Annotated in this window: 13 protein-coding genes; 11 read left to right on the forward strand and 2 right to left on the reverse strand. The window is 71.9% G+C overall.

Annotated elements, in window-relative coordinates; all coding sequences use genetic code 11:
- Positions 1–458 precede the first annotated feature (458 nt).
- Together gltB and ACWCSV_RS02825 are read left to right on the forward strand one after the other, a co-directional pair.
- Positions 459–5,018: a glutamate synthase large subunit gene (gene gltB, locus ACWCSV_RS02820; protein ID WP_451138054.1), complete on the forward strand. Its 4,560-nt coding sequence runs from the start codon at positions 459–461 to the stop codon at positions 5,016–5,018.
- Positions 5,011–6,471, forward strand: a complete 1,461-nt coding sequence (locus ACWCSV_RS02825) for a glutamate synthase subunit beta (protein ID WP_451138055.1) — start codon at positions 5,011–5,013, stop codon at positions 6,469–6,471. Before gltB ends, ACWCSV_RS02825 begins: the two co-directional genes overlap by 8 nt.
- A gap of 206 nt (positions 6,472–6,677) precedes the next feature.
- On the opposite strand, the gene ACWCSV_RS02830 is transcribed toward ACWCSV_RS02825, so the two are convergent.
- Complete coding sequence (locus ACWCSV_RS02830) at positions 6,678–7,601, reverse strand: rhomboid family intramembrane serine protease (RefSeq protein ID WP_451138056.1); 924 nt, start codon at positions 7,599–7,601, stop codon at positions 6,678–6,680.
- 229 nt (positions 7,602–7,830) lie between these two features.
- Between ACWCSV_RS02830 and ACWCSV_RS02835 the strand changes: the two genes are divergently transcribed.
- The 7 genes from ACWCSV_RS02835 to ACWCSV_RS02865 all read left to right on the forward strand — a co-directional run bounded on the left by ACWCSV_RS02835 (position 7,831) and on the right by ACWCSV_RS02865 (position 14,751).
- Entirely contained in the window at positions 7,831–8,574 is a 744-nt protein-coding gene (locus tag ACWCSV_RS02835) for a VWA domain-containing protein (RefSeq protein ID WP_451138057.1), read from the forward strand.
- 146 nt (positions 8,575–8,720) lie between these two features.
- Positions 8,721–9,242: a pyridoxamine 5'-phosphate oxidase family protein gene (locus ACWCSV_RS02840; RefSeq protein WP_451138058.1), complete on the forward strand. Its 522-nt coding sequence runs from the start codon at positions 8,721–8,723 to the stop codon at positions 9,240–9,242.
- A gap of 466 nt (positions 9,243–9,708) precedes the next feature.
- Positions 9,709–9,912 carry a cold-shock protein gene (locus ACWCSV_RS02845; RefSeq protein ID WP_003969786.1) on the forward strand — a complete coding sequence of 68 codons (204 nt, stop codon included), beginning with the start codon at positions 9,709–9,711 and terminating at the stop codon, positions 9,910–9,912.
- A 184-nt stretch (positions 9,913–10,096) separates the two neighbouring features.
- Entirely contained in the window at positions 10,097–11,857 is a 1,761-nt protein-coding gene (locus ACWCSV_RS02850) for a DEAD/DEAH box helicase (RefSeq protein WP_451138059.1), read from the forward strand.
- 247 nt (positions 11,858–12,104) lie between these two features.
- A complete protein-coding gene (locus tag ACWCSV_RS02855; RefSeq protein ID WP_451138060.1) occupies positions 12,105–12,377 on the forward strand; it encodes a polyprenyl synthetase in 273 nt (90 codons plus the stop codon).
- Positions 12,378–12,504: 127 nt separating this feature from the next.
- The gene (locus ACWCSV_RS02860) at positions 12,505–13,557 is read left to right on the forward strand and encodes a polyprenyl synthetase family protein (RefSeq protein ID WP_451138061.1); all 1,053 of its coding nucleotides are present in this window, start codon (positions 12,505–12,507) and stop codon (positions 13,555–13,557) included.
- Positions 13,558–13,614: 57 nt separating this feature from the next.
- Entirely contained in the window at positions 13,615–14,751 is a 1,137-nt protein-coding gene (locus tag ACWCSV_RS02865) for an oxygenase MpaB family protein (protein WP_451138241.1), read from the forward strand.
- Positions 14,752–14,772: 21 nt separating this feature from the next.
- On the opposite strand, the gene ACWCSV_RS02870 is transcribed toward ACWCSV_RS02865, so the two are convergent.
- Positions 14,773–15,657 (reverse strand): hypothetical protein, encoded by an 885-nt coding sequence (locus ACWCSV_RS02870; RefSeq protein WP_451138242.1) that lies wholly within the window; start codon positions 15,655–15,657, stop codon positions 14,773–14,775.
- Between the two features lie 173 nt (positions 15,658–15,830).
- On the opposite strand from ACWCSV_RS02870, the gene ACWCSV_RS02875 reads away from it, so the two are divergent.
- Complete coding sequence (locus ACWCSV_RS02875) at positions 15,831–16,178, forward strand: chorismate mutase (RefSeq protein ID WP_451138062.1); 348 nt, start codon at positions 15,831–15,833, stop codon at positions 16,176–16,178.
- Between the two features lie 118 nt (positions 16,179–16,296).
- On the forward strand, positions 16,297–18,792 hold the full coding sequence (gene pepN / locus ACWCSV_RS02880) for an aminopeptidase N (protein ID WP_451138063.1): 2,496 nt from the start codon (positions 16,297–16,299) through the stop codon (positions 18,790–18,792).
- The last annotated feature ends 205 nt before the right edge of the window (positions 18,793–18,997 follow it).

The following is an 18,997-nucleotide window of genomic DNA, read 5'->3' on the forward strand; positions in this document are numbered from 1 at the left end:
ACTCCCCGACGGGGCGGCCGCCTGCCGGGCGTACGGACCGCGACGGATCGTTCACCCGTACGGTCCACTCATACAACGCCCTGGAAAGCAACCCGCAACACCCCGGAAATACGTGTGACGTACGTCCCGGTTTCCGCCCCTGGGCGGATGTGGTCCACGCAACGTAAAATGAGAGCCTATGCGCGACTCCACATAAGTAATCGTTACTTCCTGGTTTCGAACGCATGGCTGCCGGGCATGAGCCTCAGACACCGCAGGCAACGGCGCCTGCTCTCTGTGGCTCCCCGGGCGTTGATCTCTCCGACTGCGACCCCATCCTCAGCGATGCAATGTCCGCATGTTGGAACGGGCCTTCCGCTTATCGAGAAGCACCCCATCATGTAACCTGCACGAAATTTCGCAGAGGGCCAACGTCGTCCCTCGGCAATGCATATGCCACGACGACGACGGGAGAGCCGATGCGCATCCACGCCTGGTCGCCCATGGACGGTCGCCCCGCCCAGCAGGGGATGTACGACCCCCGTAACGAACACGACGCCTGCGGTGTCGGGTTCGTCGCCACCCTGACCGGTGTGGCCAGCCACGCGCTGGTCGAGCAGGCGCTGACCGTACTGCGCAACCTCGAACACCGCGGCGCCACCGGCTCCGAGCCCGACTCGGGCGACGGCGCCGGAATCCTCCTCCAGGTCCCGGACGCCTTCCTCCGCGAAGAGGCCGGTTTCGACCTCCCGGAAGCCGGCGCGTACGCGGTCGGCATCGCCTTCCTCCCCGCCGACGGCTCCACGGACGCCGTCGCGGAGATCGAGAAGATCGCCGGCGAGGAGGGCCTCACCGTCCTCGGCTGGCGCGAGGTCCCGGTCGCCCCGGCCCTCCTCGGCAACGGCGCCCGCGCCACCATGCCCGAGTTCCGCCAGATCTTCGTCGCCGACGGCACCAGCACCGGCATCGCCCTCGACCGCAAGGCCTTCGTCCTGCGCAAGCGTGCCGAGCGGGAGGCCGGTGTCTACTTCCCGTCGCTCTCCGCCCGCACCCTCGTCTACAAGGGCATGCTCACCACCGGGCAGCTGGAGCCGTTCTTCCCCGACCTGTCCGACCGCCGGTTCGCCACCGCCGTCGCGCTCGTCCACTCCCGCTTCTCCACCAACACCTTCCCCAGCTGGCCCCTGGCACACCCGTACCGCTTCGTCGCGCACAACGGCGAGATCAACACGGTCAAGGGCAACCGCAACTGGATGAAGGCCCGCGAGTCGCAGCTCGCCTCCGGACTCTTCGGAGAAGCCGCGCTCGACCGCATCTTCCCCGTCTGCACCCCGGACGCCTCCGACTCGGCCTCCTTCGACGAGGTCCTGGAGCTCCTCCACCTCGGCGGCCGCTCGCTGCCGCACTCGGTGCTGATGATGGTCCCCGAGGCGTGGGAGAACCACGACTCCATGGACCCGGCCCGCCGCGCGTTCTACCAGTACCACTCCACGATGATGGAGCCCTGGGACGGACCCGCCTGCGTCACCTTCACCGACGGCACCCAGGTCGGCGCGGTCCTCGACCGCAACGGACTGCGCCCCGGCCGCTACTGGGTCACCGACGAGGGCCTCGTCGTCCTCTCCTCCGAGGTCGGCGTCCTCGACATCGACCCCGCCAAGGTCGTCCGCAAGGGCCGCCTCCAGCCCGGCAAGATGTTCCTCGTCGACACCGCCGAGCACCGCATCATCGAGGACGACGAGATCAAGGCCGGCCTCGCGGGCGAGCAGCCCTACGAGGAGTGGCTGGAGACCGGCGAGATCGAACTCGGCGACCTCCCCGAGCGCGAGCACATCGTGCACACCCACGCCTCGGTCACCCGCCGCCAGCAGACCTTCGGCTACACCGAGGAAGAGCTCCGCGTCCTCCTCGCCCCGATGGCCCGCACCGCCGGCGAACCGCTCGGCTCCATGGGCACCGACTCGCCCATCGCCGCGCTCTCCGCCCGCCCCCGGCTCCTCTTCGACTACTTCACCCAGCTCTTCGCCCAGGTCACCAACCCGCCGCTGGACGCCATCCGCGAGGAGCTCGTCACCTCGCTGCGCTCCTCGCTCGGCCCCCAGGGCAACATCCTGGAGCCGACCGCCGCGACGTGCCGCAGCGTCACGCTGCCCTTCCCGGTGATCGACAACGACGAGCTCGCCAAGCTGATACACATCAACGCCGACGGCGACATGCCGGGCATGAAGGCCGCCACCCTGGCCGGCCTCTACCGCGTCAGCGGCGGCGGCGACGCCCTCGCCGCCCGTATCGAGGCCATCTGCACCGAGGTCGACACCGCCATCGAGGACGGCGCCCGCCTCATCGTCCTCTCCGACCGGCACTCCGACGCCGAGCACGCGCCGATCCCGTCGCTGCTGCTCACCTCCGCCGTCCACCACCACCTCATCCGCACCAAGCAGCGCACCCAGGTGGGCCTGCTGGTCGAGGCCGGTGACGTCCGCGAGGTCCACCACGTCGCGCTGCTGATCGGTTACGGCGCCGCCGCGGTCAACCCGTACCTCGCCATGGAGTCCGTCGAGGACCTCGTCCGCGCCGGTACGTTCATCGAAGGCATCGAGCCCGAGCAGGCCATCCGGAACCTGATCTACGCCCTCGGCAAGGGCGTCCTCAAGGTCATGTCGAAGATGGGCATCTCCACCGTCGCCTCCTACCGCGGCGCCCAGGTCTTCGAGGCCGTCGGCCTCGACGAGGCCTTCGTCGCGACGTACTTCAACGGCACCGCCACCAAGATCGGCGGCGCCGGCCTCGACGTCGTCGCCAAGGAGGTCGCCGCCCGGCACACCAAGGCGTACCCCGCCTCCGGCATCGCGGCCTCGCACCGCGCACTGGAGATCGGCGGCGAGTACCAGTGGCGCCGCGAGGGCGAGCCGCACCTGTTCGACCCGGAGACGGTCTTCCGCCTCCAGCACGCCACCCGCAACCGCCGGTACGACATCTTCAAGAAGTACACGGACCGGGTGAACGAGCAGTCCGAGCGGCTGATGACGCTCCGCGGCCTGTTCGGCTTCAAGTCCGACCGCGCCCCGATCTCCGTCGACGAGGTCGAGTCGGTCGCCGACATCGTCAAGCGGTTCTCCACCGGCGCCATGTCGTACGGCTCGATCTCCCTCGAGGCGCACGAGACGCTCGCCATCGCGATGAACCAGCTCGGCGCCAAGTCGAACACCGGCGAGGGCGGCGAGGACGCCGACCGCCTGTACGACCCGGCGCGCCGCTCGTCCATCAAGCAGGTCGCCTCCGGCCGCTTCGGTGTCACCAGCGAGTACCTCGTCAACGCCGACGACATCCAGATCAAGATGGCGCAGGGCGCCAAGCCCGGCGAGGGCGGCCAGCTGCCCGGCCACAAGGTCTACCCCTGGGTCGCCAAGACCCGGCACTCCACGCCGGGCGTCGGCCTCATCTCGCCGCCGCCGCACCACGACATCTACTCCATCGAGGACCTGGCTCAGCTGATCCACGACCTCAAGAACGCCAACCCGGCGGCCCGCATCCACGTGAAGCTGGTCTCCGAGGTCGGCGTCGGCACGGTCGCGGCCGGTGTGTCCAAGGCCCACGCGGACGTCGTCCTGATCTCCGGCCACGACGGCGGAACGGGCGCCTCCCCGCTCACCTCGCTCAAGCACGCGGGCGGCCCCTGGGAGCTCGGCCTCGCCGAGACCCAGCAGACCCTGCTCCTCAACGGCCTGCGCGACCGCATCGTCGTGCAGACCGACGGCCAGCTCAAGACCGGCCGCGACGTCGTCATCGCCGCGCTGCTGGGCGCCGAGGAGTTCGGTTTCGCGACCGCACCGCTCGTCGTCTCCGGCTGCGTCATGATGCGCGTCTGCCACCTCGACACCTGCCCGGTCGGCATCGCCACGCAGAACCCCGTGCTGCGCGAGCGCTTCTCCGGCAAGGCCGAGTACGTCGTGAACTTCTTCCAGTTCATCGCCGAGGAGGTCCGCGAGATCCTCGCCGAGCTGGGCTTCCGCACGATCGAAGAGGCGGTCGGCCACGCCGAACTCCTCGACACCGACCGGGCGATCACCCACTGGAAGGCCCAGGGCCTCGACCTGGCGCCGCTGTTCCACGTGCCCGAGCTCCCCGAGGGCGCGGTCCGCCACCGGATCCACGAGCAGGACCACGGCCTCGCCAAGGCGCTCGACAACCAGCTGATCAAGCTCGCCGCCGACGCGCTCGGCGCCGACAGCGCGGAAGCCGCCCAGCCGGTCCGCGCCCAGGTCCCCATCCGCAACGTCAACCGCACCGTCGGTACGATGCTCGGCCACGAGATCACGAAGAAGTTCGGCGGCGCGGGCCTGCCCGAGAACACCGTCGACATCACCTTCACGGGCTCGGCCGGCCAGTCCTTCGGCGCCTTCCTCCCCGCCGGAGTCACCCTCCGCCTGGAGGGCGACGCCAACGACTACGTCGGCAAGGGCCTCTCCGGCGGCCGGATCGTCATCCGCCCGGACCGCGGTGCCGACCACCTCGCCGAGTACTCCACCATCGCGGGCAACACCATCGGCTACGGCGCCACCGGCGGCGAGCTGTTCCTGCGGGGCCGTACCGGCGAACGCTTCTGCGTCCGCAACTCCGGTGCCACCGTCGTCTCCGAAGGCGTGGGCGACCACGGCTGCGAGTACATGACCGGCGGCCACGCCGTCGTCCTCGGCGAGACCGGCCGCAACTTCGCCGCCGGCATGTCCGGCGGGGTCGCGTACGTCATCGACCTCGACCGCGACAACGTCAACTCGGGTAATCTCGGCGCGATCGAGGAGCTCTCCGAGGCAGACGCCCAGTGGCTGCACGACGTCGTGCGCCGCCACCAGGAGGAGACCGGCTCGACCGTCGCCGAAAAGCTCCTGGCCGAGTGGGCCACCGCCGTGACCCGCTTCAGCAAGATCATCCCGTCCACCTACAAGGCAGTGCTCGCCGCCAAGGACGCCGCTGAGCTCGCCGGTCTCTCCGAGCAGGAGACCACCGAGAAGATGATGGAGGCGGCGACCAATGGCTGACCCCAAGGGCTTCCTGACCACCGGGCGCGAGGTCGCGCAGACCCGCCCCGTGGGTGAGCGCGTCAAGGACTGGAACGAGGTCTACGTTCCGGGCTCCCTGCTCCCCATCATCAGCAAGCAGGCCGGCCGCTGCATGGACTGCGGCATCCCGTTCTGCCACAACGGCTGCCCGCTCGGAAACCTCATTCCCGAGTGGAACGACTACGCCTACCGCGAGGACTGGACGGCCGCGTCCGAGCGCCTGCACGCCACGAACAACTTCCCGGAGTTCACCGGGCGGCTGTGCCCGGCTCCCTGCGAGTCGGCGTGCGTGCTCGGCATCAACCAGCCGGCCGTCACCATCAAGAACGTCGAAGTCTCCATCATCGACAAGGCGTGGGACAGCGGCGACGTCACCCCGCAGCCGCCCGAGCGCCTCTCCGGCAAGACCGTCGCCGTCATCGGCTCCGGCCCCGCCGGACTCGCCGCCGCCCAGCAGCTGACCCGGGCCGGCCACACGGTGGTCGTGTACGAGCGCGCCGACCGCATCGGCGGCCTGCTGCGCTACGGCATCCCCGAGTTCAAGATGGAGAAGTCGCACATCAACCGCCGCATCGAGCAGATGCGCGCGGAGGGCACCAAGTTCCGCACCGAGGTGGAGATCGGCGCCGACATGCCGGCCGACGCGCTTCGCCGCCGCTACGACGCGGTCGTCGTCGCGGCCGGTGCCACGGTCTCCCGCGACCTCCCCGTCCCGGGCCGTGAGCTGGGCGGCGTGCACTACGCCATGGAGTACCTCCCGCTCGCCAACAAGGTGCAGGAGGGCGACCTGACGGTCTCCCCGATCAGCGCCGAGGGCAAGCACGTGGTGGTCATCGGCGGCGGCGACACCGGAGCCGACTGCGTGGGCACCGCCCACCGCCAGGGCGCGCTCTCCGTCACCCAGCTGGAGATCATGCCGCGGCCCGGCGAGGACCGGAACGCCAACCAGCCCTGGCCGACCTTCCCCATGCTCTACAAGGTCACCTCGGCGCACGAGGAGGGCGGCGAGCGGCTCTACTCCGTCTCCACCACCCACTTCGAGGGCGACGAGGACGGCAACGTCCAGTCACTGCACCTCATCGAGGTGCAGTTCAAGGACGGCAAGCTGGAGCAGAAGTCCGGCACCGAGCGTGTCATCCCGGCCCAGCTCGTCACCCTCGCCATGGGCTTCACCGGCACCGACCAGGCCAACGGCCTCGTCGAGCAGTTCGGTCTCGGCCTCGACGAGCGCGGCAACATCGCCCGCGACGCCGACTACGCCACCAACGTCGAAGGCGTCTTCGTCGCCGGTGACGCCGGCCGCGGCCAGTCGCTCATCGTGTGGGCCATCGCCGAGGGCCGCTCCGCGGCACGCGGCGTGGACCGCTTCCTGACCGGGACCAGCGCCCTGCCGGCCCCGATCCGCCCGACGGACCGCTCCCTGATGGTCTGACCCCCGATCGCCGGAGCCGGCCGTGCTTTCACGGCCGGGCCCCGGAGCAGACGTCCCGTACAACGGCGTACGGAACTGAACGCGGCGCCTACCTCGTCCCCGACCGGACTTGGGTGGGCGCCGTGGCGCGTCCGGGGCGGGCCACCGGAACACGGCAATGCCCGGCACGGACGTCTCCGTGCCGGGCATTGCCGTGTTCTGGGCTCTCAGCCGCCCGTCAGCGCGTTCGTCCTCAGCACCACCACGAGCGCCAGCAGCCCCAGCAGCACCACGGCGGCGACGCTCTGCGCCAGACCGTTGCGGAGCTTCGCGGGGGCGTACGCCAGCCCGGACATCACCAGGCCACCGGTGAGCAGGCCGCCGAGGTGGCCCTGCCAGGAGGTGAAGAAGGCGGAGATCACCATCCACACCAGGAACCCGGCCATGAAGCGGTTCAGCTGGCTCACGTCGCGGCCCAGCCGCCGGCCGATGACGTAGAGGGCGGCGGCCAGGCCGAAGATCGCACCGGAGGCCCCCACGGTGTTGCTGTCGGGCGCCAGTGCGTACACCAGCACCGAACTGCCCACCGCGGAGAGCAGGTACAGCGCCGCGTACCGGACCTTGCCGAGCTGGCCCTCCACGTCCCGGCCGAGGTTCCAGAGCGCCAGCATGTTGAAGACCAGGTGCATCACGCCGATCGACGAGTCCGGCGGCAGATGCAGGAACGAGCCGGTGAGCAGCCGGTACCACTCGCCGCCGACCACGCCGGTCGTCTCGTAACCGGGCGGCGTCCAGCCGTCGTACACGTACAGGGCTCCGTCGGGGCCGGTGAGCGCGGCTCCCAGCATCCCGAACCGGTCCAGGATCTCCGGCTTCACGACCTCGGCGACGTAGGCGAGGACGTTCAGGGCGATGAGCACGTACGTGACCAGGGGCTTCGTACGGGGCGGGACCCGGCCGCCGAAGAGGCTCCGCGCCTGACGGACCGTGCGGTTGCCCTCCCGTACGCACTCCGGACACTGGTGGCCGACCGCGGCCTCACGCATGCAGTCCGGGCATATCCGGCGGTCGCAGCGGGTGCAGCGGACATGCGTCTCGAAGGACGGATGGCGGTAACAGGTGGGGGTGTCGGCGGGGGTGTCGGCCTCCATGACCGGCTCCTTCACTGGGCGAGGTGGTGCGCGGTGCCGAGGTGACGGCGGCGATCAAGATAGCGAACCTAGAATTCGGACCATATGCCCGGGTGTCGGATGGCAGCCCGGGGGTGGTGCCGGGACCGCCAACCCGCTTGCCCGGCAGGCGTGGAGCGGTAGTGGCTCGGCGCCCGGCAAAGCCGGATCGGATCGCTCGGGATCGGACCGGATCGGAACGGAGACAGGCATGATCGGATCACCCCCGGCCGCGGGCCCCGCGCTCTCCCTCGACAAGGTGGAGGCGCGTGCGCCCGGCCTCGTCAGCCTCTACAAGAGGGCGGGCGTCTCCCTGCGCAAGCGCGGTATGGACGGCGCCAGGGCCGCGGTCTACCTGGTCCTCGACTACTCGGGCTCGATGAAGGACTACTACAAGGACGGCAGCGTTCAGGCCCTCGCGGACCAGGTCCTCGGGCTGTCGGCCCATCTCGACGACGACGGACGCGTCCCCGTCGTCTTCTTCTCCACCGACATCGACGCCGTTACCGACATCGCGCTCGACAACCACCGCGGGCGCGTCGACGCGATCGCGGCGGGCCTCGGGCACATGGGGAAGACCAGCTACCACCTGGCGATGGACGCGGTCATCGACCACTACCTCGACAGCGGCTCCACCGCCCCCGCTCTCGTCGTCTTCCAGACCGACGGCGGCCCGATCAACAAACTCGCGGCCGAACGCTACCTCTGCAAGGCCGCCGAACTCCCCCTGTTCTGGCAGTTCGTCGGTTTCGGCAACACCCGCAGCACGCAGTTCGACTTCCTGCGCAAGCTCGACGAACTCGCCGTCCCCGCCAAGCGCGTGGTCGACAACGCCGGGTACTTCCACGCCGGACCCGACCCCCGCACCGTCCCCGACGAGGAGCTCTACGACCGGCTCGTGGCGGAGTTCCCGCTCTGGCTCGCGGCGGCCCGGGAACGCGGCATCGTGGGGTGACTCGGGGGAGAGGGCCGTCGAGGGGGCGTGGCGGGGCGCGCGGTACCGGGCTCACCGGTCGCGCGGCCCGGCGTCGGGCACCCGTTGCGGTGACCCGCCGGAAATCCTGACAGAAGGTGTCGGGATGAGGCGGTTCGATGGGAGCCATGACACCGAACACCCCCGCCCCCGCCACCACGACCCCCACCACCTGGGCGGACTTCCACGCGGCCGAACCCGGGTTCGCCACCACCGCCGAGAAGCGCTTCCGCCTCTACCGCCACCAGGTCCTGGCCACCCTCCGCAAGGACGGCTCGCCCCGGGTCTCCGGGCTGGAGGCCGACTTCCGCTTCGGCGAGATGCTGCTCGGCATGATGCCCCACTCCCGCAAGGCCCTCGACCTGTTCCGCGACCCCCGCTTCGCGATCCAGGCGAACCCCGGACCGGACGCCGAGATGGCCGACGGCGACGTACGCGTCGCCGGCCGCGCGACCGAGGTCACCGACCCCGCCCTGCTGGCCCGCTTCATCGAGGAGGCCACACCCCCCGAGCCGTTCCACCTCTTCCGCGTCGACCTCACCGAGGTGGTCCACACCGGCATGGACGGCGAGGAACTCGTCGTCCGCTCCTGGACCCCGGGCCGCGGACTGCGCACGGTGCGCCGGGGGAACGAGGGGCCGGTGGTGTGAGGGCGTGCCCGGGAGCCGCTCGCCGACCATCCCCGGCGCCTCGCGTCGCTCGACCTCGTCGCCGGGGCCGGGAGGCTCACCCCGACCGGGGCCGCGAGCCGTCCCGGCCACAGGCCCGGCCCCTGCCCGAGGGCGGCGCGGACGACGTCCGACGCCGAGGAGACGCGCGGTACCCGGGTGAGCCGCGCCTCCCCGCGACCCGCCAGAACTCCCTGGTGGCGGGCGTGCGGGCCCCTGGTGGGCAAGTTTCCAAGATCCGGAGCCTCAAGATCCACCACTCGCCGGGAGGACGTGCTACGGTGTTCCAGTTGCAGTTTTGGTACCCATGAACTTTATGTGCGCCTGACGGGAATGCTTCCTCAGGCGCATTATTGTTTTCCGGCTTTCTCCGGATGGGGCTCAATGCGGCGACTTGGAATTCGTAAAGTGCGGATTCTCGGCACTGCACCTCTTTTAGGAGAATGACATGGCTACTGGAACCGTGAAGTGGTTCAACTCGGAAAAGGGCTTCGGCTTCATCGAGCAGGACGGCGGCGGCGCCGACGTCTTCGCCCACTACTCCAACATCGCCACCTCGGGCTTCCGTGAGCTCCAGGAGGGCCAGAAGGTCTCCTTCGACGTCACGCAGGGCCAGAAGGGCCCGCAGGCGGAGAACATCGTCCCCGCCTAATTCGGCCGGACGCGTACCTCGCAGCCGGGGCTCGCACCTTCACGGTGCGGGCCCCGGTTTGTGCTGTCTCCGGGACGTCCTGTCACCGGAGCACCCGCCATGTGCCGCATCCTGGGGCGCACATGAAAGCGGTCCGAAGAGCATGTCGCAGCGACCCAGGAATCCCCCAGGAGGGAAATTCCGTATGACCCGCTTCGAACGCCAGGACCGACCGGCCGGCAACCGTCAGCCGAGTGGACGGGGCCGCGCCCAGTCCCAGGCCGCCCCCGCCCGCCGTGGAGCCTCCAAGGCTCCCGCGCGCCGTCGTCCCGCCGCTCCGCAGGGCGGCGAGTTCGCCCTGCCGGAGACCCTCACCCCCGCTCTGCCCGCCGTCGAGGCGTTCGCCGAGCTGGACATGCCCGCCGCGCTGCTGAAGACGCTGGCCGCGCAGGGTGTCACCGACCCCTTCCCGATCCAGGGCGCCACCCTGCCGAACTCGCTCGCCGGCCGGGACATCCTCGGCCGCGGCCGTACCGGCTCCGGCAAGACGCTCGCCTTCGGCCTCGCGCTGCTGGCCCGTACCGCCGGACGCCGCAGCGAGCCCCGCGCCCCGCTGGCCCTCGTGCTGGTCCCGACCCGCGAGCTCGCCCAGCAGGTGACCGACGCGCTCACGCCGTACGCCACCTCCGTGAACCTGCGCCTGGCGACCGTGGTCGGCGGGATGTCGCTCACCAAGCAGGCCGCCACGCTCCGGCGCGGCGCCGAGGTGCTCGTCGCCACTCCGGGCCGCCTGAAGGACCTCATCGAGCGCGGCGACTGCCGCCTGGACGAGGTCTCCATCACGGTCCTCGACGAGGCCGACCAGATGGCCGACATGGGCTTCATGCCGCAGGTCACCGCCCTGCTCAAGCAGGTCGAGGCGGACGGCCAGCGGATGCTGTTCTCCGCCACCCTGGACAAGAACATCGACCGGCTGGTCAAGATGTTCCTGACCGACCCGGTCGTGCACTCCGTCGACCCGTCGGCCGGCGCCGTCACCACGATGGAGCACCACGTGCTGCACGTGCTGGACGACACCGACAAGAAGGCCGTCGCCACGAAGATCGCCGCCCGCGAGGGCCGCGTGATCATGTTCGTCGACACCAAGCGTGCCGCCGACCGCTTCGCCAAGCGCCTGCTCGCCGCCGGTGTCCGCGCCGCCGCCCTGCACGGCGGCCGGTCCCAGCCGCAGCGCAACCGCACCCTGGACCAGTTCAAGGACGGCCAGGTCACGGCGCTCGTCGCGACCAACGTGGCGGCCCGCGGCATCCACGTCGACGACCTCGACCTCGTCGTCAACGTGGACCCGCCCACCGACCACAAGGACTACCTCCACCGGGGCGGCCGTACCGCGCGCGCCGGCGAGTCCGGCAGCGTCGTCACGCTGGTGCTGCCCGAGGAGAAGCGGGACATGACCCGCCTCATGCAGGACGCGGGCATCGCCCCGCAGACCACCCGCATCACCTCCAGCGACCCGGAGCTCAGCCGGATCACCGGCGCCCGCGAGCCCTCCGGCATCGCGGTCGTCATCGAGGTGCCGCAGCCGACCCCGCCGAAGCAGCGCACCCGCTCCGGCGGCCAGCCGGGCACCGGCACCACCACCCGCTCGGGCAGCCGCGGCCGCGGCCGCCGGGGCGGCGCGGGTGGCGCGGGCGGCACCGGATCCGCGGGCACCACCGGGACCACCGGCGGCGCACGCGGCACGGGCAACGGCGGCGGTCGCGGCGGAGCCTCCGCCGGGGCGCAGCGCGGCGAGGCCCGCGGTGCGGGCGCCGGGCGTACGGGCGCGAGCGCCGGGCGCACCGGTTCCGGCCGTACGGGCTCGGGCTCGGGCCGCACCGGCACCGGCTCCGGCCGTCCCGCCGGGGCGGGCCGGGGCAACGGCGGCAACGGCGGGGGAGCACCCCGCAGCCGCCGCGCCGCGTAAGGCTCGGCAGCCCAGTAGCGTAGGGCGACGCCCGGTCCGGTTCTCCGGACCGGGCGTCGTGCTGTGCGGGGGAGCACGGGCGGGTACGGGGGAGTGCCCGGGGGCGGGCGCCGGGCCCGGAGTAGTACGGGCGAACGAACGATCATCACATGGGGTGGCCGGTGCTTCCGCCGCCCTCCACCGGGGCAGCCTGCCCACCGAAGCGGCGCCGGAGCGGCGGCGCGCCGTACGGGAGGGGCGGGCGCACATGACATCGGAGACCCGGGAGGACGGCGGGAGCGGGCCGGTCCTGCTCGCCGCCGGTCTGGCCGATCTGGCCCTGACCACCTGCGGCGCGGCCTGGACCGCCGCGCGCGGTCTGATCGGCCGCTCCGACCTGGGAGACCTCGCCCAGCAGGGGGAGCAGGACCTCCGGGCGCGCGGCCGCCTGGCGCTCGACCGGGTGGGCACCGGCCCCGCACACCTGGAGATCCTCGCGCGCCACGCCCGTACCCGGGGCGCGGGCGGGCCCGGTGCCTGAACCCGCACGCCTCGCCCCAGGGCCGGTCACGCACCCCGCACCGGGGCCCGCACACGCCGTACCCCTGCCCGGGCCCCGGCGGCCCGCCGTCGCGCCACCGGCGGCCCGACCCGCTCCCGCGCCCGCCGTGCCCGAGCCGTCGGAACTCGCCGCGCTGCGGGCCCGGGTGGACCGGGAGCTGCGGCGGTTCGTCGACGCGGAGACCGACGCGCTGCTCGCCGTCGACGAGGACCTCGCCCCGCTCGCGGCCGTCCTCTCCGACGCCACCGCCCACGGCAAACGGCTGCGGTCGGCGTTCTGCTACTGGGGCTGGCGGGCGGCGCGGCAGCCGGACAGCGAGGCCATGGTCCGGGCGGCGGCCGCCATGGAACTCGTCCACGCGGCGGCCGTCGTCCACGACGACATCATCGACGACAGCCGGCTGCGGCACGGCCTGCCGACCGCCCACGTCGCCCTGCGCTCCGCCGTCACCCGCGGCACCCGGCGCACCCCGCGCGCCGCCTCGCTCGCGATGCTCGCCGGAGACCTGCTGATGTCCTGGGCCGGACAGCTCTTCACCGGCTGCGGCCTGCCCGGCGCCTACCTGGCCCGGGCCCGCCCCCTCTGGGGCGTACTGGCCCGCGAACTCGTCGCCGGGGAGGCCCTGGAGATCCTGCGCACCGCCGGACCGCCCGACGTACGGCAGTCGCTGAAGGTGATCCGGTACAAGACCGCCAAGTACACCGTGGAACACCCCCTGCACATCGGTGCCGCGCTCGGCGGCGGCGACGCGGCCCTGCGCGACACCTTCACCGACTACGGACTGCCGCTCGGCGAGGCGTTCCAGCTCCGCGACGACCTCCTCGGCCTGTTCGGCGAACCGGAGCACACCGGCAAGGCCAACACCGACGACATCACGGGCGCCCGCCCCACCGCGCTGATCGCCCTCGCCCTCGCGGCGGCCGCCCCCGCCGAGCGCCGCGAACTCGCCGCCCTCCTCGGGCGGTCCGGTCCCACCGCCGCCCAACTCGGCCTGGTACGCGCCGTCGTGGAGTCCACCGGCGCCCGCGCCCGCGTCGAACGCATGATCGGCGAGCGGGTCTCCCTCGCCACCCGGGCGCTCGACGGCGCCGGCCTCCCCGCACCCGCGCACGCCGCCCTCACCCACCTGGCCACGGCGGTCACCGCCCGCCCCGCCTGACACCCCGCCGACCCGCCCCACCCCGAGGAGCCACCCGTGTACCCGACCGAGCAGTCCATGGACGCGCTGCGCCAGTGCGGCGACGAACTCGCCGACGCCACGGTCGCCACCCTCTTCGAGCGCGGCGAGACGGGGAAGTTCAACACCCTGATGCGGTACGTCTCCGTGGCCGGGCAGCCCCTCCCGGACGGACTGCCGGACGTCGCCCGCGCCTACCTCCACGAGACCAGCAGCCCGCCCTCCTGGGTCGACTGGGAGGAGATGGAGAGAGCGCGGCTCTTCTTCATCGACAACAACGTGCACATCTCCACCGCCCTCTCCTTCGCCGCCATGCCCGCCTGCTACGTCGTCCCGCACATCGCGAAGCTCCTGTCGGCGACGCACTCGCTGAACTACCCCTCCAAACGCATGGCGGAGACCGGGCAGTTCACCGTCCACCTCATGCAGCCCGACGCCTTCGAAGCCGGCGGACGCTTCCTCCCGGCCGCCCAGAAAGTCCGCCTGCTGCACGCCTCCATCCGCTACCACCTGCGGCGCGAGGGCCGCTGGGACACGGCGGCCCTCGGCACGCCGATCTGCCAGGAGGACATGATCGGCGGGCAGATGATGTTCTCGATGCAGGTACTGGACGCCCTGCACCGGCTCGGCATCCACATGAGCGTCGAGGGCGCGGAGGCCTACCACTACGCCTGGCGTGTCGTCGGCGCGATGCTCGGCGTCGACCAGGAACACGCCCCCAAGGACCTCGACCAGGCCCGTGCCTTCTCCGACCTCTACATGACCCGCCACATGGGCCCGAGCGACGAAGGCGTCGTCCTCACCCGGCAGTTGATCGACCTGTACGAGGAAGTGGTCCCCGGAACCCTGCTCGACCCGGTCGTCTCCGCGCTGATCCGCCACCTGATCGGCGACACCTGCGCCGACTGGCTCGGCGTCGCCCGCACCCCCTGGGACACCGTCGTCAAGGCCGCCCCCGCCCTGATGAACGTACTGGAGACCATCGAGGACCGCTCGCCCCTGGGCGCGTGGGCCCTGGACCGCCTCGGCCACCTCACCACCCTGTTCGAGCTCTCCTCGCTCACCCGGGGCCGGGTCATGCACTACGCGATCCCCGAACACCTCAAGAAGGACTACGGCCTCTCCACCGCCGTCCCCCGCACCCGGCGCTGGACCCCGCCCGCCCCGGCCGTCTGACCGGCCGGTACGGCTCCTGGTTCACGTGTCGCACGCCCACTGCGTCCCGCACACCCCGCAGCGCGCCCGGACCGGGCCGCGCACCGGCACCCGGAGCCGCTGATGGCACGTCGGGCAGTCGAACAGCACCTGCCGCTCCGGACCGCCGCCCTCGAAGGCGTACGGAGCACCGGGCGCCGCCACCGCCCGGTGCCGGTCCCGGGCGTACCGCATCCGGCCCATCCCGCCCGCCGCCCGCAACGGCGGCACCCGCAGATCCCGCAGCGCCCTGGACCGGCCCTCGGTATACGCCTGGTACGCCCGCGGGCTGGTGAACCACGGCGAGGGATCCTCACCGAACGCCAGCGACCGCTTCGCCAGCACGTACCCGAACTCCTCCGGCGTCAGATAACCCAGCTTCTGCCGGGTCAGCGCATCCTCCCGGAACGCGTCCAGCAGCAGCCAGCCCGCGCCGAGATACACCGCCACCGTGTCGGTCAGTATCTCGTTCTCCCGGGTCCCCGGGAACTCCAACCCCAGCCGGTGCAAGAGCACATGGGTCACCTCGTGCACCAACGCGGCACCCACATCACGCCGGTTGGAGCGAAAACGGTCGTTCAGCTCCACGAAGTACTCCGGACCCGAAGCGAGTTCGACGGTCGCCGCATGGTCCATCCGGCGGAAACCGACGATCATCCGGGCATCGGGCAGCCGCAGGTGAGCCACCGCGGCCCGGGCCACCCGCTGCGCACCCCCGTACAGCTCCTCCGCGTCCGCGAACGCGACCTCGGCGGCCGGCAGGCTCCCCGCGTACGCACGCACACCCGCGCCGCCCATCCGCCGGTACAGCGCGGTGATCGAAGCCCTGACCGTGCCCAGATGCGGATAGCCGCGCACCACCGGGCCCCCGGGCCGACCGCTCTCCACCACGTCCCCACCCCCCGGCAGGCGGCCCGGCGCCGCTCCCCTTCCACCGTACGGGGCCAGGGGGCGTCCGGGCACGCGACGGCCGGCCCTCGCGGAGTGCCGTGCGGCGGCCCCGGGCCGGTACCGCCCACCGACGCCCACCCGCCGGCGCACTACGTCTAAGCTCGTCGACCATGAACGACATCGATCCGTCCGTACGCGCCGAACTCAACCGGCTGCGCGAGAGCATCGACAACATCGACGCCGCCGTCGTCCACATGCTCGCCGAACGGTTCAAGTGCACCCAGCAAGTGGGACACCTGAAGGCCGCTCACCAGCTCCCGCCCGCCGACCCGGCGCGCGAGGCGCGGCAGATCGAGCGGCTCCGCCAGCTCGCCGGCAACGCCAAGCTCGACCCGGCCTTCGCGGAGAAGCTCCTCAACTTCATCGTCGCCGAGGTGATCCGCCACCACGAGCGGATCGCGGAGGAGACGACCGGCGGCGACCGGGCGACCGGAAGCGCCGGCCCCCAGGAGGCGTGACCCGCCCCCGAAGCCCCCGGGGCTCCCGCCGGCCGGGTGTACGGGCGGACCGCCCGCACACCCGCCCGGCGGGAGAACCCCGTCGCACGCCCTCGGAGCGGTACGGCAGCATGGAGAAATGTCCGTACTGACGCGCGACGAAGCGCAGACCCGAGCCCGCACCATCGACGTCCAGCGATACACGGTGGACCTCGACCTCACCACCGGCGACGAGACCTTCACGTCCAGCACCGCCATCCGGTTCACCGCACGCACCGCCGGCGACACGTTCATCGAGGTCAAGCCCGCAGAACTGCACGCGCTCAGCCTCGACGGACACCCCCTCGACCCCGCCCTCCTCGCCGACGACCGCTACCCCCTCACCGGGCTGACCGCCGGCCCTCACGAGCTCCGCGCCGACGCCACCATGCGCTACTCCCGCACCGGCGAGGGCATGCACCGCTTCACCGACCCCACCGACGGCGAGAGCTACGTCTACACCCAGCTCTTCCTCGACGACGTGCAGCGCGTCTTCCCCGCCTTCGACCAGCCCGACCTCAAGTCCGTCTTCGAGATCACCGTCACCGCCCCCGACGGCTGGAACGTCCTCGGCAACGGCATCTCCACCCCCACCGGCGACGGCCGCTGGACCATCGCCCCCACCCCCCTCATCTCCACCTACCTCGTCGCCGTCGCCGCGGGCCCCTGGCACTCCGTGACCACCGAGCACGCCGGCATCCCCTTCGGCATCCACTGCCGCCGCTCCCTCGCCCCCTACCTCGACGCCGACGCCGACGAGATCCTCGACACCACCCGCGCCTGCTTCGACCGCTACCACGAGAAGTTCGACGAGCCCTACCCGTTCGACTCCTACGACCAGGCCTTCGTCCCCGAGTTCAACGCCGGCGCCATGGAGAACCCCGGACTCGTCACCTTCCGCGACGAGTTCGTCTACCGCTCCGCCGTCACCGACACCGAACGCCAGACCCGCGCCATGGTCATCTCCCACGAGATGGCCCACATGTGGTTCGGCGACCTCGTCACCCTCAGCTGGTGGGACGACATCTGGCTCAACGAGTCCTTCGCCGAGTACATGGGCTACCAGACCATCGCCGAAGCCACCCGCTTCACCGACACCTGGGTCGACTTCGGCGTCGCCCGCAAGGGCTGGGGATACGACGCCGACCAGCGCCCCTCCACCCACCCCGTCGCCCCCGACCCCGCCGCCGTGCCCGACACCGCCTCCGCACTCGTCAACTTCGACGGCATCTCCTACGCCAAGGGCGCCTCCGCGCTCCGCCAGCTCGTCACCTGGATCGGCGAGAAGGACTTCCTCGCCGGCATCAACGCCCACTTCGCGCGCCACAAGTTCGCCAACGCCGGCCTCGCCGACTTCATCGACAACCTCGCCTCCGCCACCGACCGCGACGTCCACGGCTGGGCCGACACCTGGCTGCGCACCACCGGCCCCGACACCCTCACCGCCCGCGTCGACGACCTCGGCAACGAGTGGACCCTCGCCGTCGACCACCTCGGCAGCCGCCCCCACCGCATCGCCGTCGGCCTCTACGACCACGAACTCGGCACCGGCCCCGACCGCCTCGTCCTGCGCGGCCGCGTCGAAGTCGACGTCCCCGGCACCGGCGAACCCCTCACCCTCCCCGGCCGGCGCCCCGTCCTCGTCGTCCCCAACGACCAGGACCTCACCTACGCCAAGACCCGCCTCGACCCCGCATCCTGGACCGCCGTCGAACACGGCCTCTCCGGCGTCCCCGACCCCCTCACCCGCGCCGTCATCTGGAACACCGCCCGCGACATGGTCCGCGACGGCGACCTCCACCCCGCCGCCCACCTCGCCCTCGCCCGCACCCACCTCCCGCACGAGACCGACCTCGCCCTCGTCCAGGGCGTCCTCGGCTTCGCCGCCCTCCTCACCGACCGCTACCTCACCCCCGAAGAGCGCCCCGCCGCCCTCGCCACCCTCACCGACCTCTGCCGCGACCTCGTCCGCCGCACCGAGGACGGCAGCAACCCCGGACTGCGCCTCGTCGCCGTACGCCACCTCATCGACGCCGCCACCCAGCCCGACACCCTCCAGGAATGGCTCGCCGACGGCACCGCACCCGGCGGCCCCGAACTCGACCCCGAACTGCGCTGGCGCGTCCTCACCCGCCTCGCCGTCCTCGGCGCCACCGACGGGACCGCCATCGCCGCCGAACTCGCCCAGGACCCCAGCGCCGCAGGCCAGGAAGGCGCAGCCCGCTGCCGCGCCGCCCTGCCCGACCCCGAGGCCAAGGCCGCCGCCTGGCAGTCCCTGTTCCACGACGACACGCTCTCCAACTACCTCTTCACCGCCACCGCGCAGGGCTTCTGGCAGCCCGAACAGACCGGCCTCACCCGCGACTACGTCGCCCGCTACTACCCCGACGCCGCGGCCCTCGCCGCCCGCCGGGGCCCCGCCATCGCCACCGCCGCGGGCCGCGCCGCCTTCCCCGCCTACGACGTGGACGCCGACGCCCTCGCACTCGGCCACCGCGCCCTCGAAGACGGAACCCTCACCCCCGCCCTCCGGCGCAAGCTCGTCGACGAACTCGACGACCTGCGCCGCGCCCTGGCCGTACGCGACGCCCACTGACCCTCCGCGGCCACCCGCGCCCGGCTCCCCTCCGCCCGAGGGGAGCCGGGCGCCGTCATGCCCGGCCCATCCCATGAACCAGCGCGCCGACGACGGCAGTCGCACGGGACGCCGGGTGCCGTGCGTACCTCCGCCACCCCATCCGTGCGTACCCGACCGGCTCGAACTCCCGTACAGGAGTGGGGAATACGTACGCGTGCGCCGC

Source organism: Streptomyces sp. NPDC001770 (genome assembly GCF_053596135.1).

Bases quoted from the DNA above. Each gene is read 5' to 3' on its own strand.
- ACWCSV_RS02850 (WP_451138059.1), top strand. From the start codon at position 10,097: ATGACCCGCTTCGAACGCCAGGACCGACCGGCCGGCAACCGTCAGCCG.
- gltB (WP_451138054.1), top strand. From the start codon at position 459: ATGCGCATCCACGCCTGGTCGCCCATGGACGGTCGCCCCGCCCAGCAG.
- ACWCSV_RS02835 (WP_451138057.1), top strand. From the start codon at position 7,831: ATGATCGGATCACCCCCGGCCGCGGGCCCCGCGCTCTCCCTCGACAAG.
- ACWCSV_RS02865 (WP_451138241.1), top strand. From the start codon at position 13,615: ATGGACGCGCTGCGCCAGTGCGGCGACGAACTCGCCGACGCCACGGTC.
- ACWCSV_RS02845 (WP_003969786.1), top strand. From the start codon at position 9,709: ATGGCTACTGGAACCGTGAAGTGGTTCAACTCGGAAAAGGGCTTCGGC.
- ACWCSV_RS02855 (WP_451138060.1), top strand. From the start codon at position 12,105: ATGACATCGGAGACCCGGGAGGACGGCGGGAGCGGGCCGGTCCTGCTC.
- ACWCSV_RS02830 (WP_451138056.1), bottom strand. From the start codon at position 7,601: ATGGAGGCCGACACCCCCGCCGACACCCCCACCTGTTACCGCCATCCG.
- ACWCSV_RS02840 (WP_451138058.1), top strand. From the start codon at position 8,721: ATGACACCGAACACCCCCGCCCCCGCCACCACGACCCCCACCACCTGG.
- pepN (WP_451138063.1), top strand. From the start codon at position 16,297: ATGTCCGTACTGACGCGCGACGAAGCGCAGACCCGAGCCCGCACCATC.
- ACWCSV_RS02875 (WP_451138062.1), top strand. From the start codon at position 15,831: ATGAACGACATCGATCCGTCCGTACGCGCCGAACTCAACCGGCTGCGC.
- ACWCSV_RS02825 (WP_451138055.1), top strand. From the start codon at position 5,011: ATGGCTGACCCCAAGGGCTTCCTGACCACCGGGCGCGAGGTCGCGCAG.